Origin of the sequence: Arthrobacter sp. NPDC058288 (assembly GCF_042880995.1) — a bacterium.
In the GTDB taxonomy this organism is placed as follows: domain Bacteria; phylum Actinomycetota; class Actinomycetes; order Actinomycetales; family Micrococcaceae; genus Arthrobacter.
This window is the reverse complement of record NZ_JBHVYH010000009.1, coordinates 131,826-152,192: the sequence shown is the minus strand read 5'-3', so window position 1 is coordinate 152,192 and position 20,367 is coordinate 131,826. Positions and strand designations below refer to the sequence as shown.

The window sequence follows — 20,367 nt, the reverse complement described above, 5'->3', positions numbered from 1 at the left end:
TGAATACCTGCGTCGCTGCGGGACGGGCTGTGGCCCGTGCCGGCTACTCAAAGATCAAGAACATGGATTAAACATTAGCAGACCCCCGCCCGTGCTCCGTTCCCGGCCCCGTTTCCCATCGGCGCGCTCGCCAACTAATCTGGCGAGTTATGGAGTCTGCACACTATTTCAGCGCCCAACCTTCCGGGCCGTTCACCCGCAAGCCGCTCACCGTGGAACTTGCCGGTGAAACCCGCAGGCTGCAGACGTCCGGCGGCATTTTCAGCCCCGACGGGATCGACAAAGGAACAGCCGTACTGCTGGCCGACGTACCGGCCCCATCACCCCAGGGCAATTTGCTGGACATTGGCTGCGGCTGGGGCCCGATCGCACTGACCATGGCCCTCCGGGCACCCCATTCGCAGGTCTACGCCGTAGACGTGAACGAGCGCTGCGTGGCGCTGACGAAGGAAAATGCCGGTCTGCTGGGCCTGAACAATGTGACCGCGAGCCTGCCTGAAGATGTTGATCCGGACCTCCGCTTCGACACGATCTGGTCCAATCCCCCCATCCGGATCGGCAAGGACGAGCTCCACTCCCTGCTGCTGCTATGGCTTCCCCGGCTGGCCCCGGGCGGATCAGCCTGGCTGGTGGTCCAGAAGAATCTGGGCTCGGATTCGCTGCAGCGCTGGTTGGGCGCCGAACTGGACAGCAGCTTCACCGTCACCCGGGAAAGCACCTCAAAGTCCTTCAGGATCCTTCGGGTCAGGAAAGCGTCCCGCTAGCGACGATCACTGCCGGACCGCTGAGTTCCACATGTTCGTGGCCTTCCGGCCCGGCAAAGAACTTAACGCCGACGACGCCGCCAGGAACCTTGACGTTCCAGGCGTCCGGAGCGCCCTGCCCGGCCCAGTGGCGGATGGCCACGGCCGCCGCGCAGGCGCCGGTTCCGCAGGACTGCGTCTCCCCCACGCCGCGCTCGTGAACGCGCATGGTGATTGTCCCGACGCCGTCGTGGACCAACGGCTCGGACGGGACGACAAACTCGACGTTGGTGCCGTTGGCCGGCTTCGGATCCACGTGCGGTGCCTTGAAAAGCTGGGTGGCCTCGAGCTCACTGAGTTCCGCGAGGGCCACCACAGTGTGCGGGTTCCCCATGCTGACGGACAGGGCCGGACGCGGCACTTCCAGGCCGTCGGCTGTCACGAGCGAGTCCATGGCCCGCGCTGTGGCCTCACCCGGAAAAATGAATTCCCACGGGCCCATGTCCACGGCGTAGCCGTCGGCCGTCCGCACCACAGTTTTGGCGCCCGCCCGCGTTCCGATGGTCAGGGCCTCGCCGGTTTCCAGGCTGACGAGGCCCTGGGCGATAAGGAAATGCACGAAGACGCGCACGCCGTTGCCGCACATTTCGGACAGGGATCCATCGCCGTTGCGGTAGTCCATGAACCACTCGGCATCCGGGTGGACCGCCTGCAGCTCACGCCCTTCGGGTAGGAAGCGCGACGGCACGGCACGGATCAGCCCGTCGCCGCCGATGCCGCGGTGGCGGTCGCAGAGCTCGGCGACCTGCTCCGGAGCTATAGGCCAGGTAGCTTCGGGGTCCGCGACGAGCACGAAATCGTTGCCGGTGCCGTGGCCCTTGGAGAAGGCCAGGCCGCTCAGCCCCTGGAGTGTGCGGTCAGGGGCGGGTGCAAGGGTTTCGTCCATGGTCCAAGGTTACCGTCACGGCGGGACGGGCCGGAAAACCGTGCGGCCCGAATCACCGCGGTCCCTTGGCACAGCGCACTCAATGGTCAGCGGCAGACAGCCAGGGCCTTCGCCACCAGGTCCGGGTCCTGCCAATCGAACCATCGGATGCGGGGGTCAGCCCTGAACCAGGTCAGTTGCCTGCGGGCGAATTTCCGCGTGGCCACGATGGTGTCCTCAGTGGCCTGCCCGGCATCCCACTCGCCGTCGAGCACTTTCAGGAATTGCGAGTAGCCCAGCGCGCGGGGGGCGGTTTTGCCCTGCCTCAGACCGGCGGCGTCCAACCGTTGCACCTCGGCCTGGAGTCCGTTGGCGACCATGCCGTGAACGCGTTGCGCCAGCCTGTCCTTCAGCAGTTCCCGGTCCACCTCGAGCCCGATTTGGACGGCCGGCTGGTAGTACTCCCGGACGGGCATGAAGGAGCTGAAAGGGCGCCCTGTCAGTTCGAAGACCTCGAGGGCGCGGACAACCCTGCGGGCGTCGCCCAGGCGGGCGGCGGAGACGGGATCGACCGCTTCCAGCCTGCGTCGCAGCGGGGCCAGGCCGGCGTCGTCGAGCTCGGCTTCCAGCCGGCGCCGGATGCCCGGGTCCGTGCCGGGAAACTCAAGGACGTCCAGGGCAGCCCGCACGTACAGGCCGGATCCGCCTGCCAGGATCGCCCGCTTCCCGCGCCCGTGGATCTCCGCGATAGTTGCGCGCGCCTCCCGCTGGAAGTCGGAGACGCTGGCCTCTTCGGTGACGTCCAGGGTGTCGAGCAGGTGGTGCGGGACTCCCCTGCGCTCCTCCGCCGTGATTTTGGCGGTGCCGATGTCCATTCCGCGGTAGAACTGCATGGCGTCCGCATTGATGACTTCGCCGTCGAGTTCCAGCGCCAGCGCCACTGCGAGGTCCGATTTGCCGGATCCGGTCGGGCCGACCACCGCGATAACGGGAGGTACTCCCTGGGGATCCCTGGCCGGGTTGCCGTGCTCTTGTGAAGTGTCCATCGCCTAGCTGCGGCGGACGGGGAGCGCCGGCATACCGAGGGACACCCCGCCCTTGCCGCCGCCGGCACCGGAAACGCCGCCGGCCGCCGGCGCACCGCAGGAATCCGCCTGCGATCTGTCCCAGGCGTCACCCGCACGCGAGCGGCGCAGGGAGTAGTCCGCCGGCGATGCGGGATCAGCCACCAGATGGAATGCCGCGGCCTCGGTGATGGTGACCGTGACAAGATCGCCGGGACGGGGCTTCTCCGCACCCTCCGGGACTGAGAAGTGCACCAGGCGCTGATCCTGCGACCGGCCCGACAGGCGGTGTGTTTCCTCCGCCTTGCGGCCCGATTGTGCCGTGACCATGACTTCCACCCGGCGGCCCAGCTGGCGGGCGTTCTCCTCTGCGGCGATCCTGTCCTGCAGGGCGGTCAGGCGTTCGAAGCGCTCCTGGACCACGGCCTTGGGTAGCTGGTCCGGCAGGTCTGCTGCGGGTGTGCCGGGGCGCTTGGAGTACTGGAAAGTGAACGCCGTGGCAAAGCGGGATTTCTCGACGACGTCGAGGGTGGCTTGGAAGTCCTCTTCAGTTTCCCCGGGGAAGCCGACGATGATGTCCGTGGAGATGGCCGCATGCGGAATCCGCTCCCGGACCTTGTCCAGGATGCCGAGGAACTTGGTGGAGCGGTAGGAACGCTTCATGTCCTTGAGTACCTTGTCAGAGCCTGACTGCAGCGGCATGTGGAGCTGCGGCATGACGTTGGGCGTTTCGGCCATGGCGTCAATGACGTCGTCAGTAAACGCCGCGGGGTGCGGACTGGTGAACCGGACGCGCTCCAGCCCTTCGATTTCGCCGCAGGCGCGGAGCAGTTTGGAAAAGGCCTGCCGGTCGCCGAATTCCACTCCGTAGGAGTTCACGTTCTGGCCCAGAAGCGTGACTTCGATGGCGCCGTCGTCCACCAGTGCCTGGATCTCGGCGAGGATGTCGCCGGGACGGCGGTCCTTTTCCTTGCCGCGCAGGGCCGGGACGATGCAGAACGTGCAGGTGTTGTTGCATCCCACGGAAATCGAGACCCAGCCCGAGTACACAGAGTCACGCTTGGTGGGGAGGGTGGACGGGAACACGTCCAGTGACTCCAGGATCTCCAGCTGGGCTTCGTTGTTGTGCCGGGCGCGGTCCAGGAGCGCGGGCAGCGCTCCGACGTTGTGGGTGCCGAAGACAGCGTCGACCCACGGAGCCTTCCTCAGGATTGTTTCGCGGTCCTTCTGGGCCAGGCAGCCGCCCACAGCGATCTGCATGCCGGGGTTGGCCGCCTTGACCGGCGCGAGCATCCCCAGATTGCCGTACAGCTTGTTGTCGGCGTTCTCACGGACAGCACAGGTGTTGAACACCACCACGTCCGCGTGTTCCCCGGATGCCGGCACGTAGCCGGCATCTTCCAGCATGCCTGCCATCCGCTCGGAGTCGTGCACGTTCATCTGACAGCCAAATGTGCGCACCTGGTATGTGCGCGGCTGGCCAGCTGCGGGTGCTGTATCGATGGTGGCGGAAGTGCCAGTGCCGGACGCTGGGGAGGGAATGGTCAAACTCACCTGTTAAGGGTACCGGTTCACAGGAATTCCGTCGGCGCCCGGTCACCGGCGGAGTCGAGGACCTCCCCCACAATCCGGAAGGCCTGTGAGGGCTGGTATCCCTTGCGCGCCAGCATGGAGGCCAGCCGGCGCGTGACTTTGTCCCGTTCAGCCCGGTCCGTGAGGTCCGCTGAGGCTTTCAGCTTGCGTTCGACCAGTTGGCGCGCAGCCGACTCCTCCGCTTCGTCGCTGAGCTGCTCCAGGGCCCGGGCAGCAATGTCCGGTTCGATCCCCTTGTCCGCGAGCTCACGCCGCAGCGCCCCCTTGGCAAGCTTCCGGGTCTGGGACCTGCTTCGGACCCACATGTCGGCAAACTCCGCGTCATCCACGAGCCGGACTTCTTCAAACCGGTCCAGCACAGCCTCAGCCACATCCTCCGGGACGTTGCGTTCGGCGAGCTTGCGCGCCAGTTGCAGCCGACTCTTGGGCGAACTTGTGAGCTGCCGCAGCACGATAGCACGCGCCACCGAGGCGGGGTCCGGTTCCGCATCCTGTTCAGTCTGCGGCGCCCCGGAGAATCCGGCGCCGCCGCGGTTTCCCCTAGAAACCGTCAACGGCCTTGAGCTTCGGCGACGCTTCAGTTTCAGCCGCTGCAGGCTTCACCCCAACACCCAGCTTCTCCTTGATGAGCCGCTCCAGTTCAGCGGCAAGTTCCGGATTGTCCCGCAGGAAGCGCCGGGAGTTCTCCATGCCCTGGCCCAACTGGTCGCCGTCATAGGTGAACCAGGAACCCGATTTCTTAATCAGGCCGTGCTCCACGCCCATGTCAATGATGCCGCCCTCGCGGGAGATGCCCTGGCCGTAGATGATGTCGAATTCGGCGATCTTAAAAGGCGGGGCCATCTTGTTCTTGACGATTTTCGCCTTGGTTCGGTTGCCCACCGAGTCGGCGCCTTCCTTCAGCGTCTGGATGCGGCGGACATCGATGCGGATGGAGGCGTAGAACTTCAGTGCCTTACCGCCCGTGGTGGTCTCGGGTGATCCGAAGAACACACCGATCTTCTCGCGCAGCTGGTTGATGAAGATCGCGGTGGTCTTGGTCTGGCTCAACCGCCCGGTGATCTTACGGAGAGCCTGGCTCATCAGGCGGGCCTGGAGGCCAACGTGGCTGTCGCCCATGTCCCCTTCGATTTCCGCGCGGGGCACGAGGGCCGCCACGGAGTCGATGACGATGACATCGAGGGACCCCGAACCGATCAGCATGTCCATGATTTCCAGGGCCTGCTCACCAGTGTCCGGCTGCGAGACCAGCAGGGCGTCGGTGTCGACACCCAGTTTGGCGGCGTATTCCGGATCCAAGGCGTGCTCGGCATCGATGAAGGCGGCAATGCCGCCCTGGCGCTGGGCATTTGCGACAGCATGCAGGGCCACTGTGGTCTTACCCGAGGATTCCGGGCCGTAGATTTCCACGACGCGGCCGCGCGGCAGGCCGCCGATTCCGAGCGCGACATCCAGAGCAATGGAGCCAGTGGGGATTACTTCGATGGGAGCACGTACTTCATCGCCCAGCCTCATGACGGAGCCTTTGCCGAACTGCTTGTCGATCTGGGCCAGCGCTGCGTCGAGCGCCTTCTGACGATCCGGGGCTGCCGCCATGGTTCACACCTCTAGTTTTCTCGCTGTGGAGTGGCCTGAGCGGCCCTTTATCTGTCATCACTGACGCTAACGGCACCCACCGACATTGTTGCCGGATGACATCGCGTATGTGGAAAACGGTCTGGAAAAAGCATAGCCCGACCCGAACAGATATTCGAACAATCCGTCGGCGTGTCAGGCTGCGGATACTCAGTTCCTGGACGGCTTAATGTCCCTCCCGAGACGGCGCTCAGCCGGGACATCCTGCACATCGCACATCGCGAGCCAGACCTGCCGAGGGGGAACTCCCGCCGCCAGTGCCTGATCCGCTGTCCGCCCGCCAACGCCCGCAAGCACCAGCGAACTGCTGAGGACACGGGAATAACCGGCGCCGAACTCGTCGTCCATGAGCCGCCAAAAGTCGCTGATTCGCACGGATAAAGTCTCTCACGCCTCCGGCCAATAGAATGGTTGCCATGAGCAACCCAGCCGTGGAACCCGATGCTTCCGGGGCCACCGAAAACAGCGTCGACGCGGCATTGCGAACCGTGGAGGACCAGATCAGCCTTTTCTGGCGGCGTGGACGTTCCCTCTCCCAACAGCTTTCCCGGCAGGTCCACCCGGACATGGAGCCGGCGGCCTATGGCCTACTCACGGTCATCCGCCGGGAAGGTCCCATCAGGCTTACGGAACTCGCTTCCTGTATCGGAGTGGGCAAACCCTCGGTCAGCCGGCAGATCGCGTTCCTGGAGAGCATCGGCCTCGTGGCCAAGGAAGCTGATCCCCTCGACGGCCGGGCGCAGACCATCCGGCTGACGCCCAAGGGTGAGGAGAAGATGCACCAGGTGCAGGATGCCCGACGCGAGGTTTTCCGTGAACGGCTTGGGGAATGGCCCGTCGAGGACCTGCAGACGCTCGCCGCCTACATGGCAAAGCTCAACGCGACTTATGAGCGGGACGGCTTCCCCAGGGACGAGGCTAAATAGAGGGCAGACCGCCCGCCGCCTGGCGCCGTCATTCCGGCCGGGGAAACAGCACACGATGAGGGGCCTCCGGCTTTGCCGGAGGCCCCTCATGTCAAAACGAAGATCTTTGTGTGCGGGTCAGCGGGCGCCCGAGAGCAGACCCTTGGCCAGTTCGTCAGACAGTTCAGTATTGAGTTCGCGGTCAAGGTAACGCTGCGAAAATTCCTGCGGAACGGTGTCCGGAACTGCAACGCCCTCAGCGACGGCAACGCGGTCGCTGACTTCGCGGAGCATGCTGGACAACGGTACGTCCAGGGCCGAGCAGATCGAAGACAGCAGCTCCGAAGAGGCTTCCTTCTGGCCGCGCTCCACTTCACTGAGATAGCCCAGGGAAACCCGGGCACTGTGTGACACTTCGCGGAGGGTCCGGCCCTGACGCTGGCGAACGTCGCGCAGAACATCACCGATTTCGTGACGAAGTACAACCATCTTGCGCTCCTTCTGTTCGCTCTTTGCCTGATCGGCGAGGCCCACATCCTTCCAGCGGACAACGCCGTTCACGGATACGGGCTGCTTTACCATCTGTATCGCCTTGCTCCCTCGTACGTCAGGTCCGCCCTCGTCAGGCGAACCGTAATTATTTATTCATCCTAGGCGCCTCCCTTATGCGGAAGCGACACAATGTAACAACTATTAGGAATCAAATTTTGTTCCCGGCAACTTTACGCCGGGTAAGCCTCGGAAGATAGGGCCTCAAGAAGCCGCTCCAAAGCGGCCGCGCAGGCCTGGCCGCGGACGTCCGCGCGGTTCCCCTCGAAAACGTAACCGAACGACGTCGAACCCTCCGCTGTGGCAACGCCGACGAAAACTGTTCCCACGGCTTTCCCGCCATGCGGTTCCGGTCCGGCGACTCCCGTGGTGGACACTCCGATGTCTGCCCCGCAGACCCTTCGCGCTCCCTCAGCCATCGCTTTGGCCACGTCACCGTCAACGGATCCCACGGCGTCCAGGAGTTCGCCGGGCACGCCCAGGACTTCCGCCTTGACGGAATTCTGGTAGGACACCACGCCGCCCTGCAGCATGCCGGAGGCGCCGGGGGTGTCTGCGAGCACCGCCGCCACCATGCCGGCAGTCAGCGATTCGGCGGTGGCAACCGTCAATCCGCGGGAGATGGCGCGGTTGACAGCCTGTTCGGCGATGCGGTGCAGATTGCTCATGGCAGTTCTTCCTGTACCCGACGGCTGGCAGCGCGCCGACCGTTCGCCCGAAGCTTCAGCGCCTCTACGACATATTGTCCACCGGTCCAGACGGTGATCGCCACAGCGGCCAGCATCACCAGGAAGGCCACCACACCCAGCCAGGCTGCCAATGAGGCGAGCGGGACCACATACAGCAGGATCGCGACGGTCTGCACCACGGTCTTCAGCTTGCCGCCCCGGGATGCCGGGATGACGCCGTAGCGGATCACGAAGAACCGGAGTGCCGTGATCCCCCATTCGCGGACCAGGATCAGAACGGTGATCCACCATGGCAGTTCGCCCAGCAGCGAGAGCATAACGAGGGCAGAGCCGGTGAGCAGCTTATCCGCGATCGGATCGGCGATCTTGCCGAAATCGGTGATCAGGCCCCGGCTGCGGGCGATGTCGCCGTCGAGCTTGTCCGTGTAGATGGCAACCGCGAACGTCAGGGCCGCGGCCCAGCGCCAGAGGCCGTTCTGGCTGTCGAGCCCCGGCGCGTCCGCGATCAGGAACCAGACGAAGAACGGCACCAGGACAATCCGCAGCATCGTCAGGATGTTCGGAAGGTTCCAGATCCCGGAGGCGGAGCCTGAGCTGTTGGCTTCAGTGCTAGTCACTCTCCTAGGCTACCGTCCGGTGAGCGACCAGGCGTCTTCGGCGCCGTCTTCGTCGTCACCGTAGCCTCCCGTGCTGCCGTCGGCGCCGTCGTAGTACTCAACTTTCTGGGTGCGGTTGTCCAGGTCCGCCGCCACGAGGTCCTCGGCATAACCGCCCTGGGCGATGTTCGCGTTGGCGTTGTCGCTGAGGGCCGCGGTCTGCGAATCCGGCGAAGCCGGGGCATCCTGGCCCTTCATGGCGGCGAGGACGGCGGCGAGGTCATCCGGCTTCACCAGCACGTCGCGGGCCTTGGAACCCTCTGAGGGCCCCACCACTCCCCTGGATTCGAGCAGGTCCATCAGCCGGCCCGCCTTGGCGAAGCCGACACGCAGCTTGCGCTGCAGCATGGACGTTGAACCGAACTGGGTGGTGACCACAAGCTCGGTGGCCTGCAGCAGCACTTCGAGGTCGTCCCCGATGTCGTCGTCGATCTGCTTCTTCTGCGCCTCGGGGGCAACGTCGTCACGGTACACAGCCTTCAGCTGGCCCTTGACGTGCTCAACGACCTTGTGGATTTCCGATTCCGTAACCCAGGCGCCCTGGACGCGCATGGCCTTGGACGCGCCCATCGGCAGGAAGAGCGCGTCGCCCTGGCCGATGAGCTTTTCCGCGCCGGGCTGGTCCAGGACCACGCGGGAGTCGGTCACGGACGACGTGGCGAACGCCATGCGGGACGGGACGTTGGCCTTGATCAGCCCGGTGACGACGTCGACTGACGGGCGCTGGGTTGCCAGGACCAGGTGGATGCCGGCGGCCCGGGCCAGCTGGGTGATGCGGACGATGGAATCTTCGACGTCGCGCGGGGCCACCATCATGAGGTCGGCGAGTTCGTCCACGATCACCAGCAGGTACGGGTAGGGGCGGATGACGCGCTTGGAATCGACCGGCGGATGGACCTTGCCGGCCCGGACCGCCTTGTTGAAGTCGTCGATGTGCTTGAAACCGTAGTTGGCGAGGTCGTCGTAGCGGGCGTCCATTTCGCGGACCACCCATTGCAGGGCCTCGGCGGCCTTCTTGGGGTTGGTGATGATGGGGGTGATGAGGTGCGGGACACCCTCGTACGCCGTGAGTTCCACGCGTTTGGGGTCCACCATGACCATACGGACCTCGTCCGGCGTGGCGCGCATCAGGATCGAGGTGATCATGGAGTTCACGAACGAGGACTTACCGGCGCCGGTGGCACCCGCGACGAGCAGGTGGGGCATCTTGGCGAGGTTCGCCACCACGTAGCCGCCCTCGACGTCCTTGCCGACGCCCATGACCATCGGGTGGTCAGTGCGGCGGGCGTTCTGGCTGCGGAGCACATCGCCGAGCGAGACGGTCTCGCGGTCCGTGTTGGGGATCTCGATGCCGATGGCGGACTTGCCGGGGATCGGGCTGAGGATGCGGACGTCACTGGAGGCGACCGCGTAGGAGATGTTCTTGGACAGCGCCGTGACGCGTTCAACCTTGGTGCCTGGGGAGAGTTCGATTTCATAGCGGGTGACCGTCGGGCCGCGGCTGAAACCGGTGACCTGGGCATCCACGTTGAACTGGTTGAGCGTTTCGGTCAGTGAAGCCACGATCGCGTCGTTGGCCTCCGTACGCTCCTTCGGAATGGAGCCCGGGGTCAGCACGTCCGACGACGGCAGGGTGTACGTGACGTCGCCCGCGAGCGAGAGTTGCTCCGTGCGCTGCGGGATCGGCGTGGGCGGCGGGGCCGGGGCCACGGGGCGCGACGGCACTTGCGCGGCTGAAGCAACGGCGGCAGCACCGGCCGCGGGATTGAGTGATCCGGCAGCGACCATCCCCGGCGTCACCAGCGGGATGGCTTCGGTGGCATTTTCACCGGCGGCGTCCCGCCCCTGGGTGCCCAGCCCCTGGGCTGCCTTGATCTTCTCGACGGCGATTTCGGCCTGGGTGGGCCGGCGCACACCAGGCGCCGGCCGCGGGCCTTTGCCGGCTGACTTGGTGCCGTTGGCGCTGTCGGCTGCTTCGTCGTCGTCGATGACGGCATGTTCGAAGGCCTCGTCGCCCACATATCCTTCGAGGCGGGGATCTGCCTCCTGGTCCTTGCCGAACAGCCTGCTGCGCCTCTTCTTCTTAGGCGCGTCCTTGACAGCGCTCTCGTAGAGGTAGCTGCGGTCGTGAACGTCGCCGGGTTCCTGCAGGTCGATGCCCATGAGGTGCTCGTAGGCATCCCTGATCCGGCGGGGAATCGCGCCGAAGGGCGTAGCGGTCACAATCAGGAGGGACGTGAAGGCCAGCAGGCCGTATACGGCCACAGGCACCGCGGTATGCAGGGCAGCCAGCGGCGAGGCGGCCAGGAAGCCGAGCATTCCGCCGGCCTGCCGCAGTCCGTCGAAGCCGTCCGTTACGGTGGGCTGGCCGCCGATGACGTGTGCCAGGCCGCAGCCGGCAAACGTCATGATGAGGAAGCCAATGCCGATCCTGTTGTTGCCCCGCCCGTCAGACGGCTGCCGGAACAGCCGGAAGGCACAGACGAAAAGCATGAGTGGTAGCAACAGCGACATCCAGCCAAACGTGCCGTTGACAATCGCGAACACAGTGTCGGGGAACCATCCCTTGAAACCCCACCATGCGAAGGTTGCAACAAACACGCCCAGGGCCAGGTTGAAGAGTGCGGCACCGTCGCGGCGGTCCTCGGGGGCAAGGTCGCTGACGTCGTGGCCGATCCGGCGGACGCCGCCGCCGACAACGTGCCCTATTCCCAGCCACGCGCCTGCGGCCACCCGCACGAGCCACGGCTGCCGGGGTTCGACGGCAGCCATCTGGCGGGTGCGTGCGGTGCCCGATGATCCTCCGGTCCGGCTCGATTTGGACGCAGCGGAGCCGGAGCCCCTGCCCGCTGAGCTGCCTGATTTGCCGCTTGAGTTGCCTCTAGGCGCGGAGGAGGTACGTGTCGCCATACCCGCCACGGTACCCGAAGCCCGGCCAAAAACCCCGGATTTCCGGGGCGTTCCGGGATGCATGTTGCGGACGAAACGGCGCGAGCATGGCGTTTCCGGAGGCTTCGGCCGGTTTAACGCGCGGGGCCCTCCCCGCAGGCAGCGCCCCGAAGGGGTGCTTTCCTGCGGGGAGGGCCCCGTCTGACAATTCCGGGCTTACGCCTCGAGCACCACCGGAATGATCATGGGCTTGCGGCGAAGCTTGCGGTTGACCCAGGTGCCGACAACGCGGCGGACAACCTGTTGGAGCTGGTGCGTTGTGTGGTCCGTGTGGTTGAGCACGGCCTCTTCCAGCGCAGCATTGATTTTGGGAATGATTTCGTCGAAAACGGAATCGTCTTCAGCCACGCCGCGGGCGTGGATTTCCGGTCCGGAGACCACCTTGCCGGTGGCACGGTGGATCACCGTGATGATGGAGATGAAGCCTTCATCGCCGAGGGTCTGGCGGTCCTTCAGGTCAGCTTCCGTGACTTCGCCGACGCTGGAACCGTCAACGTAGACGTAGCCCACCTCGACCTGGCCCACGACGTCGGCCTGGTGGTCCCGGAGATCGATCACGGTGCCGTTGTCCGCCAGCAGGATGCTCTCATCCGGCACGCCGGACTCGAGGGCGATTTTGCCGTTGGCAATCAGGTGCCGCGTCTCGCCGTGCACCGGCATCGCGTTCAGCGGTTCGAGGATGTTGTAGCAGTACAGCAGTTCCCCGGCCGCGGCGTGGCCGGACACGTGGACCTTGGCGTTGCCCTTGTGGATGACATCGGCGCCGAGCTTGAGCAGGCCGTTGATGATGCGGAACACCGCGTTCTCGTTGCCCGGGATCAGGCTGGAGGCCAGGATCACGGTGTCGCCCTGGCCGACGACGACGCGGTGGTCACCGTTGGCCATGCGGGACAGGGCTGCCATCGGCTCGCCCTGGGAACCGGTGGACATCAGCACTACGCGGTTGTCCGGCAGGTTGTCAATGTTCTTGATGTCGACCAGGATGCCCGGGGGCACGTCGAGGTAGCCGAGCTTCTCGGCGATAGCCATGTTGCGGACCATCGAGCGGCCCACGAAGGCAACCTTGCGGTTGTGGTTGGCCGCCGCGTCGAGGACCTGCTGGACCCGGTGCACGTGCGAGGAGAAGGACGCAACGATCAGACGCTTGGACGCCTGGCCGAAGAGACGGTCAAGGGTGGGGCCGATTTCCTTCTCGGCGGTGGTGAAGCCCGGCACGTCGGCGTTCGTGGAGTCCGACATGAACAGGTCCACGCCCTCTTCGCCCAGCTTGGCGAAATGGCGGAGGTCAGTGATGCGGCCGTCCAGCGGCAGCTGGTCCATCTTGAAGTCACCGGTGTGCAGCACGGTGCCGCCGGAGGTACGGAGGAACACAGCGAGGGCGTCAGGGATGGAGTGGTTGACGGCCACGAATTCGCATTCGAACGGGCCGAACTTCTGCACCTGTCCCTCGGTGACGGTCTGGGTGATCGGCTTGATCCGGTGTTCCTGCAGCTTCGCCTCGATAAGGGCGAGCGTCAGCTGGGAACCAACCAGGGGAATGTCGGCGCGCAGGCGCAGCAGGTACGGAACGGCACCGATGTGGTCCTCGTGGCCGTGCGTCAGGACGACGGCCACGATGTCATCGAGGCGTTTCTCGATGTAGGAGAAATCGGGCAGGATCAGGTCGACGCCTGGCTGGGTCTCCTCCGGGAAGAGGACGCCGCAGTCTACGATCAGCAGCTTGCCGTCGATTTCGAAAACGGTCATGTTCCGGCCGATCTCCCCCAGGCCGCCGAGCGGAACGATCCGCAGGGTGTCCTTGAGAAGTTTCGGTGGCGTGACAAGGCCGGGAAGGGCGGTTTGGGTCATAGTGCACTACTTTCCGGGCGGAACAGGAATGGTCTTTGCCGATCAGGAAAAGACCATGCCTGCTTCCGCCAAATCCTCGCGGATGATTGCGATCTCAGCTTCGTCCGGCTCCACGAGGGGCAAACGGACAACCGAGTTGGGCAGGACTCCCTGCCATTTAAGAATCTGCTTGGCCGCAACGGCCCCCTGAACGCGGGTCATCGTGGCCCGGATGACAGGTTCGAGTTCAAAATTGATCTTCCGGGCGGTGCCGAGATCGTTCGCGTTCACGGCGTCGATCAGTTCGCGGAACCTGCGGGTGGCGACGTGGGTGGTGACGCCCACGAGTCCTACGGCACCCATCGCCATCCACTGCAGGGTTAGTCCGTCGTCTCCGGAGTAGAACAGGAGGTCGGTCTGGGACATGACCCGCGTGGCGGCGGCGAAATCGGCCTTGGCGTCTTTGACCGCAACGATGTTCGGGTGCTCGGCGAGACGGATCATGGTCTCGGGAGCAATCTGAATTGAGGAACGGCCGGGGATGTCGTAAAGCATCACGGGAACGTCGGTGGAGGAGGCAATGGTCTCAAAGTGGGCGCGCACCCCGGCCTGGCTGGGCTTGTTGTAGTACGGCGTGACGATCAACAGACCGTCAACACCAACCTCGGCTGCCTGCTTGGAAAGGTGCACGGAGTGCGCAGTGTCGTTCGTTCCGGTGCCGGCGATGATGGCCGCGCGGCCGCCGACGGCTTCCTTGACCGCACGGAACATGCCCACGTTCTCCTCGTCGGTGAGGGTGGAAGTTTCGCCCGTGGTGCCTGTGACGACCAGACCGTCGCAGCCGTCGTCGACAAGCTTTACGGCCAATTCCGCCGCCTGCTGGTAGTCCACTTTGCCGTCCTCAGTGAACGGCGTGACCATGGCGGTCAGGAGGGTGCCAAAAGCAGGGTTATTCGCGGAAGTGTCAGCCATAGGAAAAACGTTACCCTGTCCCCGCCTTGTTAGGACAATGGCGGCCGCGTGATCATCGTCAAATTCACGCCGCGGACGTCACTTGTCAATGCCGCGGGCCGGTCCAGGCTCCGCCGGTTCGCGACCTGCCGATTCCCGGCCGGGTGCACCGCAGTAGCGGGCTACAGCATCTTCCCGCAGTGACTCCGCCCACGAGGCCAGCCGCTGGGCGGCACGGACGTAGTGGAACAGCTCTGTCGGCGTGAGGGCCTCCAGGTCGCATTCAGAGAGCCGCCGCGCCAACTCGGCGCCGGGCGGCTGGGCGGACAGGGCCACACCCTCCCTCCCCCACTGGATATCCTCGGCCGGATTTCCGGCAACCAGCTGCCGGAAGAGATAGTCCACCACTCCGGGGCTCATCGCCTTGAGCGGGCCCGGGGACGTCTCGCGTTCTTTGGGGCGGCGTTCTTGAAGTCGGCGTTCTTTGAGGCGACGTTCTTGAAGTCGGCGTTCCGGTGCATCGTTCATACCCCGATGCTATTCGAACATATATTCGAATACAAGAGTCCCGCGGGCCGGATATGAGACGATCGGCTCATGACCTCCCGTGGCACTGCTTCCCCCTCGCGGACTGCCAAAGGCACCGGCACGACAACGAGGCTCACCGGAGTCGACGCGGCCAGGGGGCTGGCACTGCTTGGCATGATGGCCACCCACCTGCTCCCCACGTTCGAAGCAGACGCGCAGCTGACGCCAACGTGGATCGGGCTGGCCTTCTCGGGGCGCGCAGCCGCGCTCTTTGCCGTCCTTGCCGGGATCGGACTCGCCCTGTCCACCGGAAAACAGCGTCCGCCACAGGGCCAGGAGCTGAGCGCCGCACGCCGCGGCATAGCGCTCCGCGCCCTGGTGATCGCCGTCGTCGGGCTCTTCCTGGGCGGGCTGGACGTCAATGTCGCGGTGATCCTGGTTCACTACGCCGTGTTGTTCCTGTGTGTGCTCCCGTTCATTGGGCTCGGCATCAAACCGCTCTGTGCACTGGCTGCCGGCTGGGTACTGGGCTCGCCGGTGCTGGCCTACCTGCTGCGACCGTGGCTCCTGGCGCCTTCGCCGCCGCTGCAGCTGCAGCTGGGCCACAACCCCAACTGGGATGATCTCACCACGCCGGGCCGCCTGCTGGGCGACATTTTCCTGACCGGGTACTACCCCGTCCTTCAGTGGCTGAGCTACCTGCTGATCGGGCTGGTGATCGGGCGGCTGGCGCTAACGAAGACGTCCGTCCAGGTGCTGCTGCTGGCCGGCGGGGCCGTGGTGGCCGTGCTGGCCAAATGGCTGGGCGGGCTGATGATGGATGAGTGGGGCGGCAAGGAAGCGCTGCGGGCCCACCTGGCGGACCCCCGCTACCCGCTGGACAGCCTCCTGCAGGTGAACCTCGCCGGCGTGGAGCAATCGGGCTCCTGGTGGTGGCTGGCAAGCAGCGCCCCGCATTCGGGCACAACGCTGGACCTGCTCCACACTTCGGCCGTGGCCGCGGCGGTGGTGGGCGCCTGCCTGCTGCTCGGAAGACTGGGCGACTGGCTCAGCCTGGACCTGCTGCTGCCGCTGCGGGGTGCCGGCGCCATGACCCTCAGTCTCTACACTGGCCACGTGTGCCTGGTCGCCGCTACGTACCTGCAGCCGTTGCCTGCCGGATGGACCCGCGAAGGAGTGTATGCAGCGCAGGCGCTGACGGCCATCCTCATCGGAGGCTCCTTCGCGGCCCTCAACTGGCGGGGGCCGCTGGAGTGGGTGGCGCACGCCGCCAGCGAAGTGGGCCGGTACCGGCGGGCGGGAATCCGCTAGGCGGGCTTGTTGCCCTCGCGGAACAACTTCACGGCATCGCGCATGGAGGCCCTGGCGCGCTTGCGGTCGCCCGCGGCGTCGTAGGCGCAGCTCAGCCGGAACCATGAGCGCCAGTCGTCCGGCGCTTCCTCGGCCTCGGTCCGGAACTTTTCAAACTCGGCGTCGGCCGATTCCCGCACGATCCGCCCGGCGGGTGTGCGCTGCAGGTTGTCAACCGGCAGGCCGCCCTCGGCTTCGAGGACCTTGGCCATCTGTTCCGTCCGGGCACCGAACAGCAGTTCACGGAGCAGCGCCCAGGCTCCAATGACCGGCAGGACCAGGTAGGCGGCGCCGATGGCCTTGGCCACGGGGTTGGGGTCCGCGAGGAGCAGGACGGATCGCTGGAACGACACCACCAGGTAGAAAACCAGCAGCAGCGTCACCGCGCCGACCCAGATCTTGGTGCGGTTCTTCTTAAAGCCGGCGAGGACGTTGCCCATGGCCGTCAGACTCCGAGGTCAAGGTAGCCGTCCAGGCCCACGGTCAGCCCGGGGTGGCCTGCTACGTTCCGCACTCCCAGCAGCACGCCCGGCATGAAGGAAGCCCGGTCGAAGGAGTCGTGGCGCAGGGTCAGCTGCTCCCCCGGTCCGCCGAGCAGTACTTCCTGGTGGGCCACCAGGCCCCTGAGGCGCACGCTGTGCACGCGGATACCGTCCACATCGCAGCCGCGGGCGCCGGCGAGTTCACTGGTGGTGGCGTCCGGGCTGGCGCCGACGCCGGCGGCGGCGCGTTCGGCCGCGATCAACTGTGCGGTGCGGACGGCGGTGCCGGAGGGTGCGTCAACTTTGTCCGGGTGGTGCAGTTCGATGACCTCAACGGACTCGAAGTACTTGGCGGCCTTGGCGGCAAAAGCGGACGCCAGGACGGAGCCGAGCGCGAAGTTCGGGGCAATGAGGACGCCCACCCCGGCATTCCGGCCCAGCAGGTCCTCAAGCGCGCCGAGCCTGGAGGCGTCCCAGCCGGTAGTGCCGACGACGGCGTGCATGCCGTGTTCGACGGCGAAGCGCACGTTCGCTTCGGTGCTTTCGGGGACGGTCAGGTCCACCACGAACCGGGCTCCGGCGCTGACCAGCTCGTCGAGGGAGTCACCGCGTCCGAGGGCCGCTACAAGCTTCATGTCGGGGGCCGCTTCAACGGCTTTCACGGCCTCGGCGCCCATGCGCCCGTTCGCGCCCAGGACGGCGACGGCAAGTTGTTCGGTCATGGACTTAACCCTACCGTCGGGCCGGCTGCGCGGATGAACCGGGACGGGAGGTTACCAGGCTCCGGCCCCTTTCTTCAGGCTCCGGCCCCGACCCATTCGACGGTCCCGTCGCTGAAGAACTGTTCCTTCCAGATGGGCACCTGGGCCTTGATCCGGTCAACGAGCTCCGAGCACACTTCGAAGGCCTGGCCGCGGTGCGAGGCGGACACGGCGCAGACCAGGGCGGGGTCGCCGATTTCCAGCATTCCCACCCGGTGCGCGGCCCAGATCCGCACTGTTTCGCCGCCGTCGCCCGCATGTTCGGCAACGAGCCGGGCGACGACGTCGGCCATCACCTGGTGGGCGGTGGGATGTGCGCTGTAGCTAAGCCGCTCAACGGGCTTGCCGCCGTCGTGGTTCCTGACCACGCCGCTGAAGCTGACCACGGCGCCGGCCGTGTCGGATTCCACAGCGGCGATAGCCTGCGCCACGGAGATGGGCTCCGCGCTCAGCACGGCATTCACGATCTCGAATCCGGATTGAGTGGCCTTGTCAGTGCTCATGGCTGCCTTCCAACTGGTCGCAAAGGTGGCTGATGACCGGATCCAGCACGCTCAGGCCGTCCATGACGCCCTTGGGTGATCCGGGAAGATTGACAATGAAAGTGCGTCCGGCCGCGCCTGCGTGTCCGCGGCTCAGCATGGCCATGGGAGTCTTGGCCAGTCCGGCCTGCCTGATTCCTTCCATGATCCCCGGTATTTCGCGGTCCAGCAGCGGAACCGTCATCTCCGGGGTCAGGTCATCCGGGCTCAGGCCGGTGCCGCCGCTGGTGATGATCACGGCAGGATTCTGCGTCAGGAGGGCGCGCAGCGCGGCGCCCACGGGTTCGCCGTCGGGCACCACCATGGCCGGGAACGTCTCGAAGCCGTGTTCGGTCAGCCAATCGGTGATGACCGGTCCGGTTTCGTCGCGGTAGATGCCCGCCGCCGCCCGGTTGGAGGCAATCACGACGCCGGCCTTCCGGCCGGTGGCCTCGCCGTGCCGGTGTGGTTCGGGCTGCTGTCCGAAGGTGCTCATGCTGTCCAGTCCCCGCTCTTGCCGCCGCTTTTGGCCAGCACCCTGATGTCGGTCAACACCGCATGCTTGTCGACTGCCTTGATCATGTCGTACACACTGAGGGCCGCAACTGACGCGGCGGTGAGCGCTTCCATTTCGACGCCGGTCACGCCGCGGGTCTTGACGGTCGCCAGGACCGCAACGGCATCCAGGCCCAGTTCGAAGTCGACAGTGACTTTGGAGATCGGCAGCGGGTGGCACAGCGGGATGAGTTCGGGGGTCTTCTTCGCCGCCATGATCCCGGCAACACGGGCCACCGCCAGGGCGTCGCCCTTCGGCAGGTCCCCTGCGCCTAAGAGGGCGAGAACCTCCGCCGTGGTGCGGACCGTGGCGGTGGCTGTGGCCTCCCGCGTGGTTTCGGCTTTACCGGAAACATCAACCATCTGCGCTGTCCCGTCCCGGCGCAGATGCGTCAGCCCGGCAGCGTTGTCTTCATTGTTCACAGCGTCCATACTTCCACTTCTGCGCCCGCGGCGAGCGCAGAAGTCCCCAGGGGGACATGGATCAGGGCGTTGGAATTGGCCAGGGCGTGGACCAGGTGCGAGCCGGCGCCGCCTTCGAGCCGGACCGTGCCGTCCGGAAGGAGGGTGCCGCGCCGGAGCTGGTGCTTCCCCTCGGGTGATTCCAGCGGTGCCGCCAGCCTGGCCAGGATTGCCGGCCGCGGAGCCGGTGCGCCGAACAACGAGCTGAGGACAGGGCGCAGGAACATCTCGAAGGAGACCAGGCAGCTGACCGGGTTACCGGGGAAGCCCACGAACGGGACACCGTCGAACCGTCCGATCCCCTGGGGTCCGCCGGGCTGCATGGCCACGTGCAGGAATTCCACGTCCTGTCCCGCGGCGGCCTGCCTGACCACCTCGTAGGCTCCTTTGCTGACACCGCCCGTGGTGACGATCAGGTCCACCTGCGGGGCATGCTCCCGCAGCATGGCTGTCAGCTCGTCCGGGCTGTCCGTTGAAATCGCAGCGCGCAGGACATCCAGCCCGGCCTGGCGCATGGCGGCTTCGAGGAGCGTGCCGTTGGCGTCGTAGATCTTGCCCGGTTCCAGCGGACTGCCGGGCTCCACCACCTCGTCCCCTGTGGTGGCGAGGAGCACTGTCAGTTTCCGGTGCACCGTGACCCGGGTGATGCCCAAGGCCGCAAGGAGCCCCAGCTGGCCCGGGCCGAGGAACGTTCCTGCCGCGAGCGCCAGCTCGCCGCTCCGGATATCGCTGCCTGCGTGCCGTACGTAGGTTCCTGCCGCTGTTGCCGGCACCCGGACAGTGGCCGCCGCTCCGGGTTCGGGGAAGGAGTCCGGAACGGCCTTTTCAACGGGTACGACGGCGTCCGCTCCGGCAGGAATCATGGCTCCGGTCATGATCGGCGCGGCCGTGCCCGGTTCCAGTGCCGCCGGGGTGGCGCCGGCCGGGATGGGCGCCACCACTGTCAGGTCCGTCCCGTCGTCGGGAATGTCCTGGCTGCGGATGGCGAAGCCGTCCATTTGGGAGTTTGCGAACGGCGGCAGGTCCACGGGAGCCGGGATATCCGCCGCGAGCCCGCGTCCCAGCGCCGCCTGGAGCGGTAACTCTTCGGTACGTCCGGGACCGCGGGAGCCGGCCAGGAGCGCGCGTACCGCCTCGCGGTGGGCCTCTACGGTGCGGGCATGGTGTCCGTGCCCTGTGGCGGTGTGACCATGGCTGTTGTCGGTGCGGTGCATGCGTTCCT

22 protein-coding genes are annotated in these 20,367 nt (G+C 65.9%); 3 read left to right on the top strand and 19 right to left on the bottom strand.

Translation table 11 applies throughout. The annotated features are described in order from the left end of the window. Nucleotides 1–149 precede the first annotated feature (149 nt). Nucleotides 150–764, top strand: coding sequence for a class I SAM-dependent methyltransferase (locus ACFVWT_RS20255; protein WP_390251013.1), 615 nt, complete (start codon nucleotides 150–152; stop codon nucleotides 762–764). Here ACFVWT_RS20255 and dapF read toward each other — a convergent pair. From dapF to ACFVWT_RS20225, 6 genes are all read right to left on the bottom strand, one after another. Beyond that, entirely contained in the window at nucleotides 745–1,689 is a 945-nt protein-coding gene (gene dapF, locus ACFVWT_RS20250) for a diaminopimelate epimerase (protein ID WP_390251011.1), read from the bottom strand. The two genes, ACFVWT_RS20255 and dapF, sit on opposite strands and share 20 nt — an antisense overlap. Before the next feature lie 86 nt (nucleotides 1,690–1,775). Continuing rightward, nucleotides 1,776–2,714, bottom strand: a complete 939-nt coding sequence (miaA, locus tag ACFVWT_RS20245) for a tRNA (adenosine(37)-N6)-dimethylallyltransferase MiaA (protein WP_390251009.1) — start codon at nucleotides 2,712–2,714, stop codon at nucleotides 1,776–1,778. 3 nt (nucleotides 2,715–2,717) lie between these two features. Then, nucleotides 2,718–4,286 carry a tRNA (N6-isopentenyl adenosine(37)-C2)-methylthiotransferase MiaB gene (gene miaB, locus ACFVWT_RS20240; RefSeq protein ID WP_390251007.1) on the bottom strand — a complete coding sequence of 523 codons (1,569 nt, stop codon included), beginning with the start codon at nucleotides 4,284–4,286 and terminating at the stop codon, nucleotides 2,718–2,720. Between the two features lie 17 nt (nucleotides 4,287–4,303). Further along, entirely contained in the window at nucleotides 4,304–4,792 is a 489-nt protein-coding gene (locus ACFVWT_RS20235; RefSeq protein ID WP_390251115.1) for a regulatory protein RecX, read from the bottom strand. 73 nt (nucleotides 4,793–4,865) lie between these two features. Beyond that, nucleotides 4,866–5,921, bottom strand: a complete 1,056-nt coding sequence (gene recA, locus ACFVWT_RS20230; protein WP_390251005.1) for a recombinase RecA — start codon at nucleotides 5,919–5,921, stop codon at nucleotides 4,866–4,868. Nucleotides 5,922–6,110: 189 nt separating this feature from the next. Beyond that, nucleotides 6,111–6,335 (bottom strand): DUF3046 domain-containing protein, encoded by a 225-nt coding sequence (locus tag ACFVWT_RS20225; protein ID WP_390251003.1) that lies wholly within the window; start codon nucleotides 6,333–6,335, stop codon nucleotides 6,111–6,113. A 41-nt stretch (nucleotides 6,336–6,376) separates the two neighbouring features. On the opposite strand from ACFVWT_RS20225, the gene ACFVWT_RS20220 reads away from it, so the two are divergent. Then, a complete protein-coding gene (locus ACFVWT_RS20220; protein WP_390251001.1) occupies nucleotides 6,377–6,886 on the top strand; it encodes a MarR family winged helix-turn-helix transcriptional regulator in 510 nt (169 codons plus the stop codon). 117 nt (nucleotides 6,887–7,003) lie between these two features. Here ACFVWT_RS20220 and ACFVWT_RS20215 read toward each other — a convergent pair whose 3' ends face one another. From ACFVWT_RS20215 to ACFVWT_RS20185, 7 genes are all read right to left on the bottom strand, one after another. After that, nucleotides 7,004–7,447 carry a helix-turn-helix domain-containing protein gene (locus ACFVWT_RS20215; protein WP_043429615.1) on the bottom strand — a complete coding sequence of 148 codons (444 nt, stop codon included), beginning with the start codon at nucleotides 7,445–7,447 and terminating at the stop codon, nucleotides 7,004–7,006. A 140-nt stretch (nucleotides 7,448–7,587) separates the two neighbouring features. After that, complete coding sequence (locus ACFVWT_RS20210) at nucleotides 7,588–8,082, bottom strand: CinA family protein (RefSeq protein ID WP_390250999.1); 495 nt, start codon at nucleotides 8,080–8,082, stop codon at nucleotides 7,588–7,590. Continuing rightward, entirely contained in the window at nucleotides 8,079–8,720 is a 642-nt protein-coding gene (gene pgsA, locus ACFVWT_RS20205; RefSeq protein ID WP_390250997.1) for a CDP-diacylglycerol--glycerol-3-phosphate 3-phosphatidyltransferase, read from the bottom strand. Before pgsA ends, ACFVWT_RS20210 begins: the two co-directional genes overlap by 4 nt. 9 nt (nucleotides 8,721–8,729) lie before the next feature. Next, nucleotides 8,730–11,669 carry a DNA translocase FtsK gene (locus ACFVWT_RS20200; protein WP_390250995.1) on the bottom strand — a complete coding sequence of 980 codons (2,940 nt, stop codon included), beginning with the start codon at nucleotides 11,667–11,669 and terminating at the stop codon, nucleotides 8,730–8,732. 195 nt (nucleotides 11,670–11,864) lie between these two features. Further along, on the bottom strand, nucleotides 11,865–13,556 hold the full coding sequence (locus ACFVWT_RS20195) for a ribonuclease J (protein ID WP_011691314.1): 1,692 nt from the start codon (nucleotides 13,554–13,556) through the stop codon (nucleotides 11,865–11,867). Between the two features lie 42 nt (nucleotides 13,557–13,598). After that, nucleotides 13,599–14,507, bottom strand: a complete 909-nt coding sequence (dapA, locus tag ACFVWT_RS20190; protein WP_390250993.1) for a 4-hydroxy-tetrahydrodipicolinate synthase — start codon at nucleotides 14,505–14,507, stop codon at nucleotides 13,599–13,601. A 78-nt stretch (nucleotides 14,508–14,585) separates the two neighbouring features. Next, a complete protein-coding gene (locus ACFVWT_RS20185) occupies nucleotides 14,586–15,014 on the bottom strand; it encodes a hypothetical protein (RefSeq protein ID WP_390250991.1) in 429 nt (142 codons plus the stop codon). A gap of 69 nt (nucleotides 15,015–15,083) precedes the next feature. Between ACFVWT_RS20185 and ACFVWT_RS20180 the strand changes: the two genes are divergently transcribed. Beyond that, entirely contained in the window at nucleotides 15,084–16,325 is a 1,242-nt protein-coding gene (locus tag ACFVWT_RS20180) for a heparan-alpha-glucosaminide N-acetyltransferase domain-containing protein (RefSeq protein ID WP_390250989.1), read from the top strand. Here the strand turns inward: ACFVWT_RS20180 and ACFVWT_RS20175 are convergent. The 6 genes from ACFVWT_RS20175 to glp all read right to left on the bottom strand — a co-directional run bounded on the left by ACFVWT_RS20175 (nucleotide 16,322) and on the right by glp (nucleotide 20,359). Further along, a complete protein-coding gene (locus ACFVWT_RS20175; RefSeq protein WP_390250987.1) occupies nucleotides 16,322–16,804 on the bottom strand; it encodes a hypothetical protein in 483 nt (160 codons plus the stop codon). The two genes, ACFVWT_RS20180 and ACFVWT_RS20175, sit on opposite strands and share 4 nt — an antisense overlap. Before the next feature lie 5 nt (nucleotides 16,805–16,809). After that, nucleotides 16,810–17,568 carry a 4-hydroxy-tetrahydrodipicolinate reductase gene (dapB, locus tag ACFVWT_RS20170; protein ID WP_390250985.1) on the bottom strand — a complete coding sequence of 253 codons (759 nt, stop codon included), beginning with the start codon at nucleotides 17,566–17,568 and terminating at the stop codon, nucleotides 16,810–16,812. Nucleotides 17,569–17,642: 74 nt separating this feature from the next. Continuing rightward, complete coding sequence (locus ACFVWT_RS20165) at nucleotides 17,643–18,110, bottom strand: molybdenum cofactor biosynthesis protein MoaE (RefSeq protein ID WP_390250983.1); 468 nt, start codon at nucleotides 18,108–18,110, stop codon at nucleotides 17,643–17,645. Beyond that, entirely contained in the window at nucleotides 18,100–18,624 is a 525-nt protein-coding gene (locus ACFVWT_RS20160) for a MogA/MoaB family molybdenum cofactor biosynthesis protein (protein WP_390250981.1), read from the bottom strand. The genes ACFVWT_RS20165 and ACFVWT_RS20160 overlap by 11 nt, the downstream gene beginning before the upstream one ends. Continuing rightward, nucleotides 18,621–19,115, bottom strand: coding sequence for a cyclic pyranopterin monophosphate synthase MoaC (moaC, locus tag ACFVWT_RS20155; RefSeq protein ID WP_390250979.1), 495 nt, complete (start codon nucleotides 19,113–19,115; stop codon nucleotides 18,621–18,623). The genes ACFVWT_RS20160 and moaC overlap by 4 nt, the downstream gene beginning before the upstream one ends. After that, on the bottom strand, nucleotides 19,103–20,359 hold the full coding sequence (gene glp, locus ACFVWT_RS20150) for a gephyrin-like molybdotransferase Glp (RefSeq protein WP_390250977.1): 1,257 nt from the start codon (nucleotides 20,357–20,359) through the stop codon (nucleotides 19,103–19,105). Before glp ends, moaC begins: the two co-directional genes overlap by 13 nt. Nucleotides 20,360–20,367 lie beyond the last annotated feature (8 nt).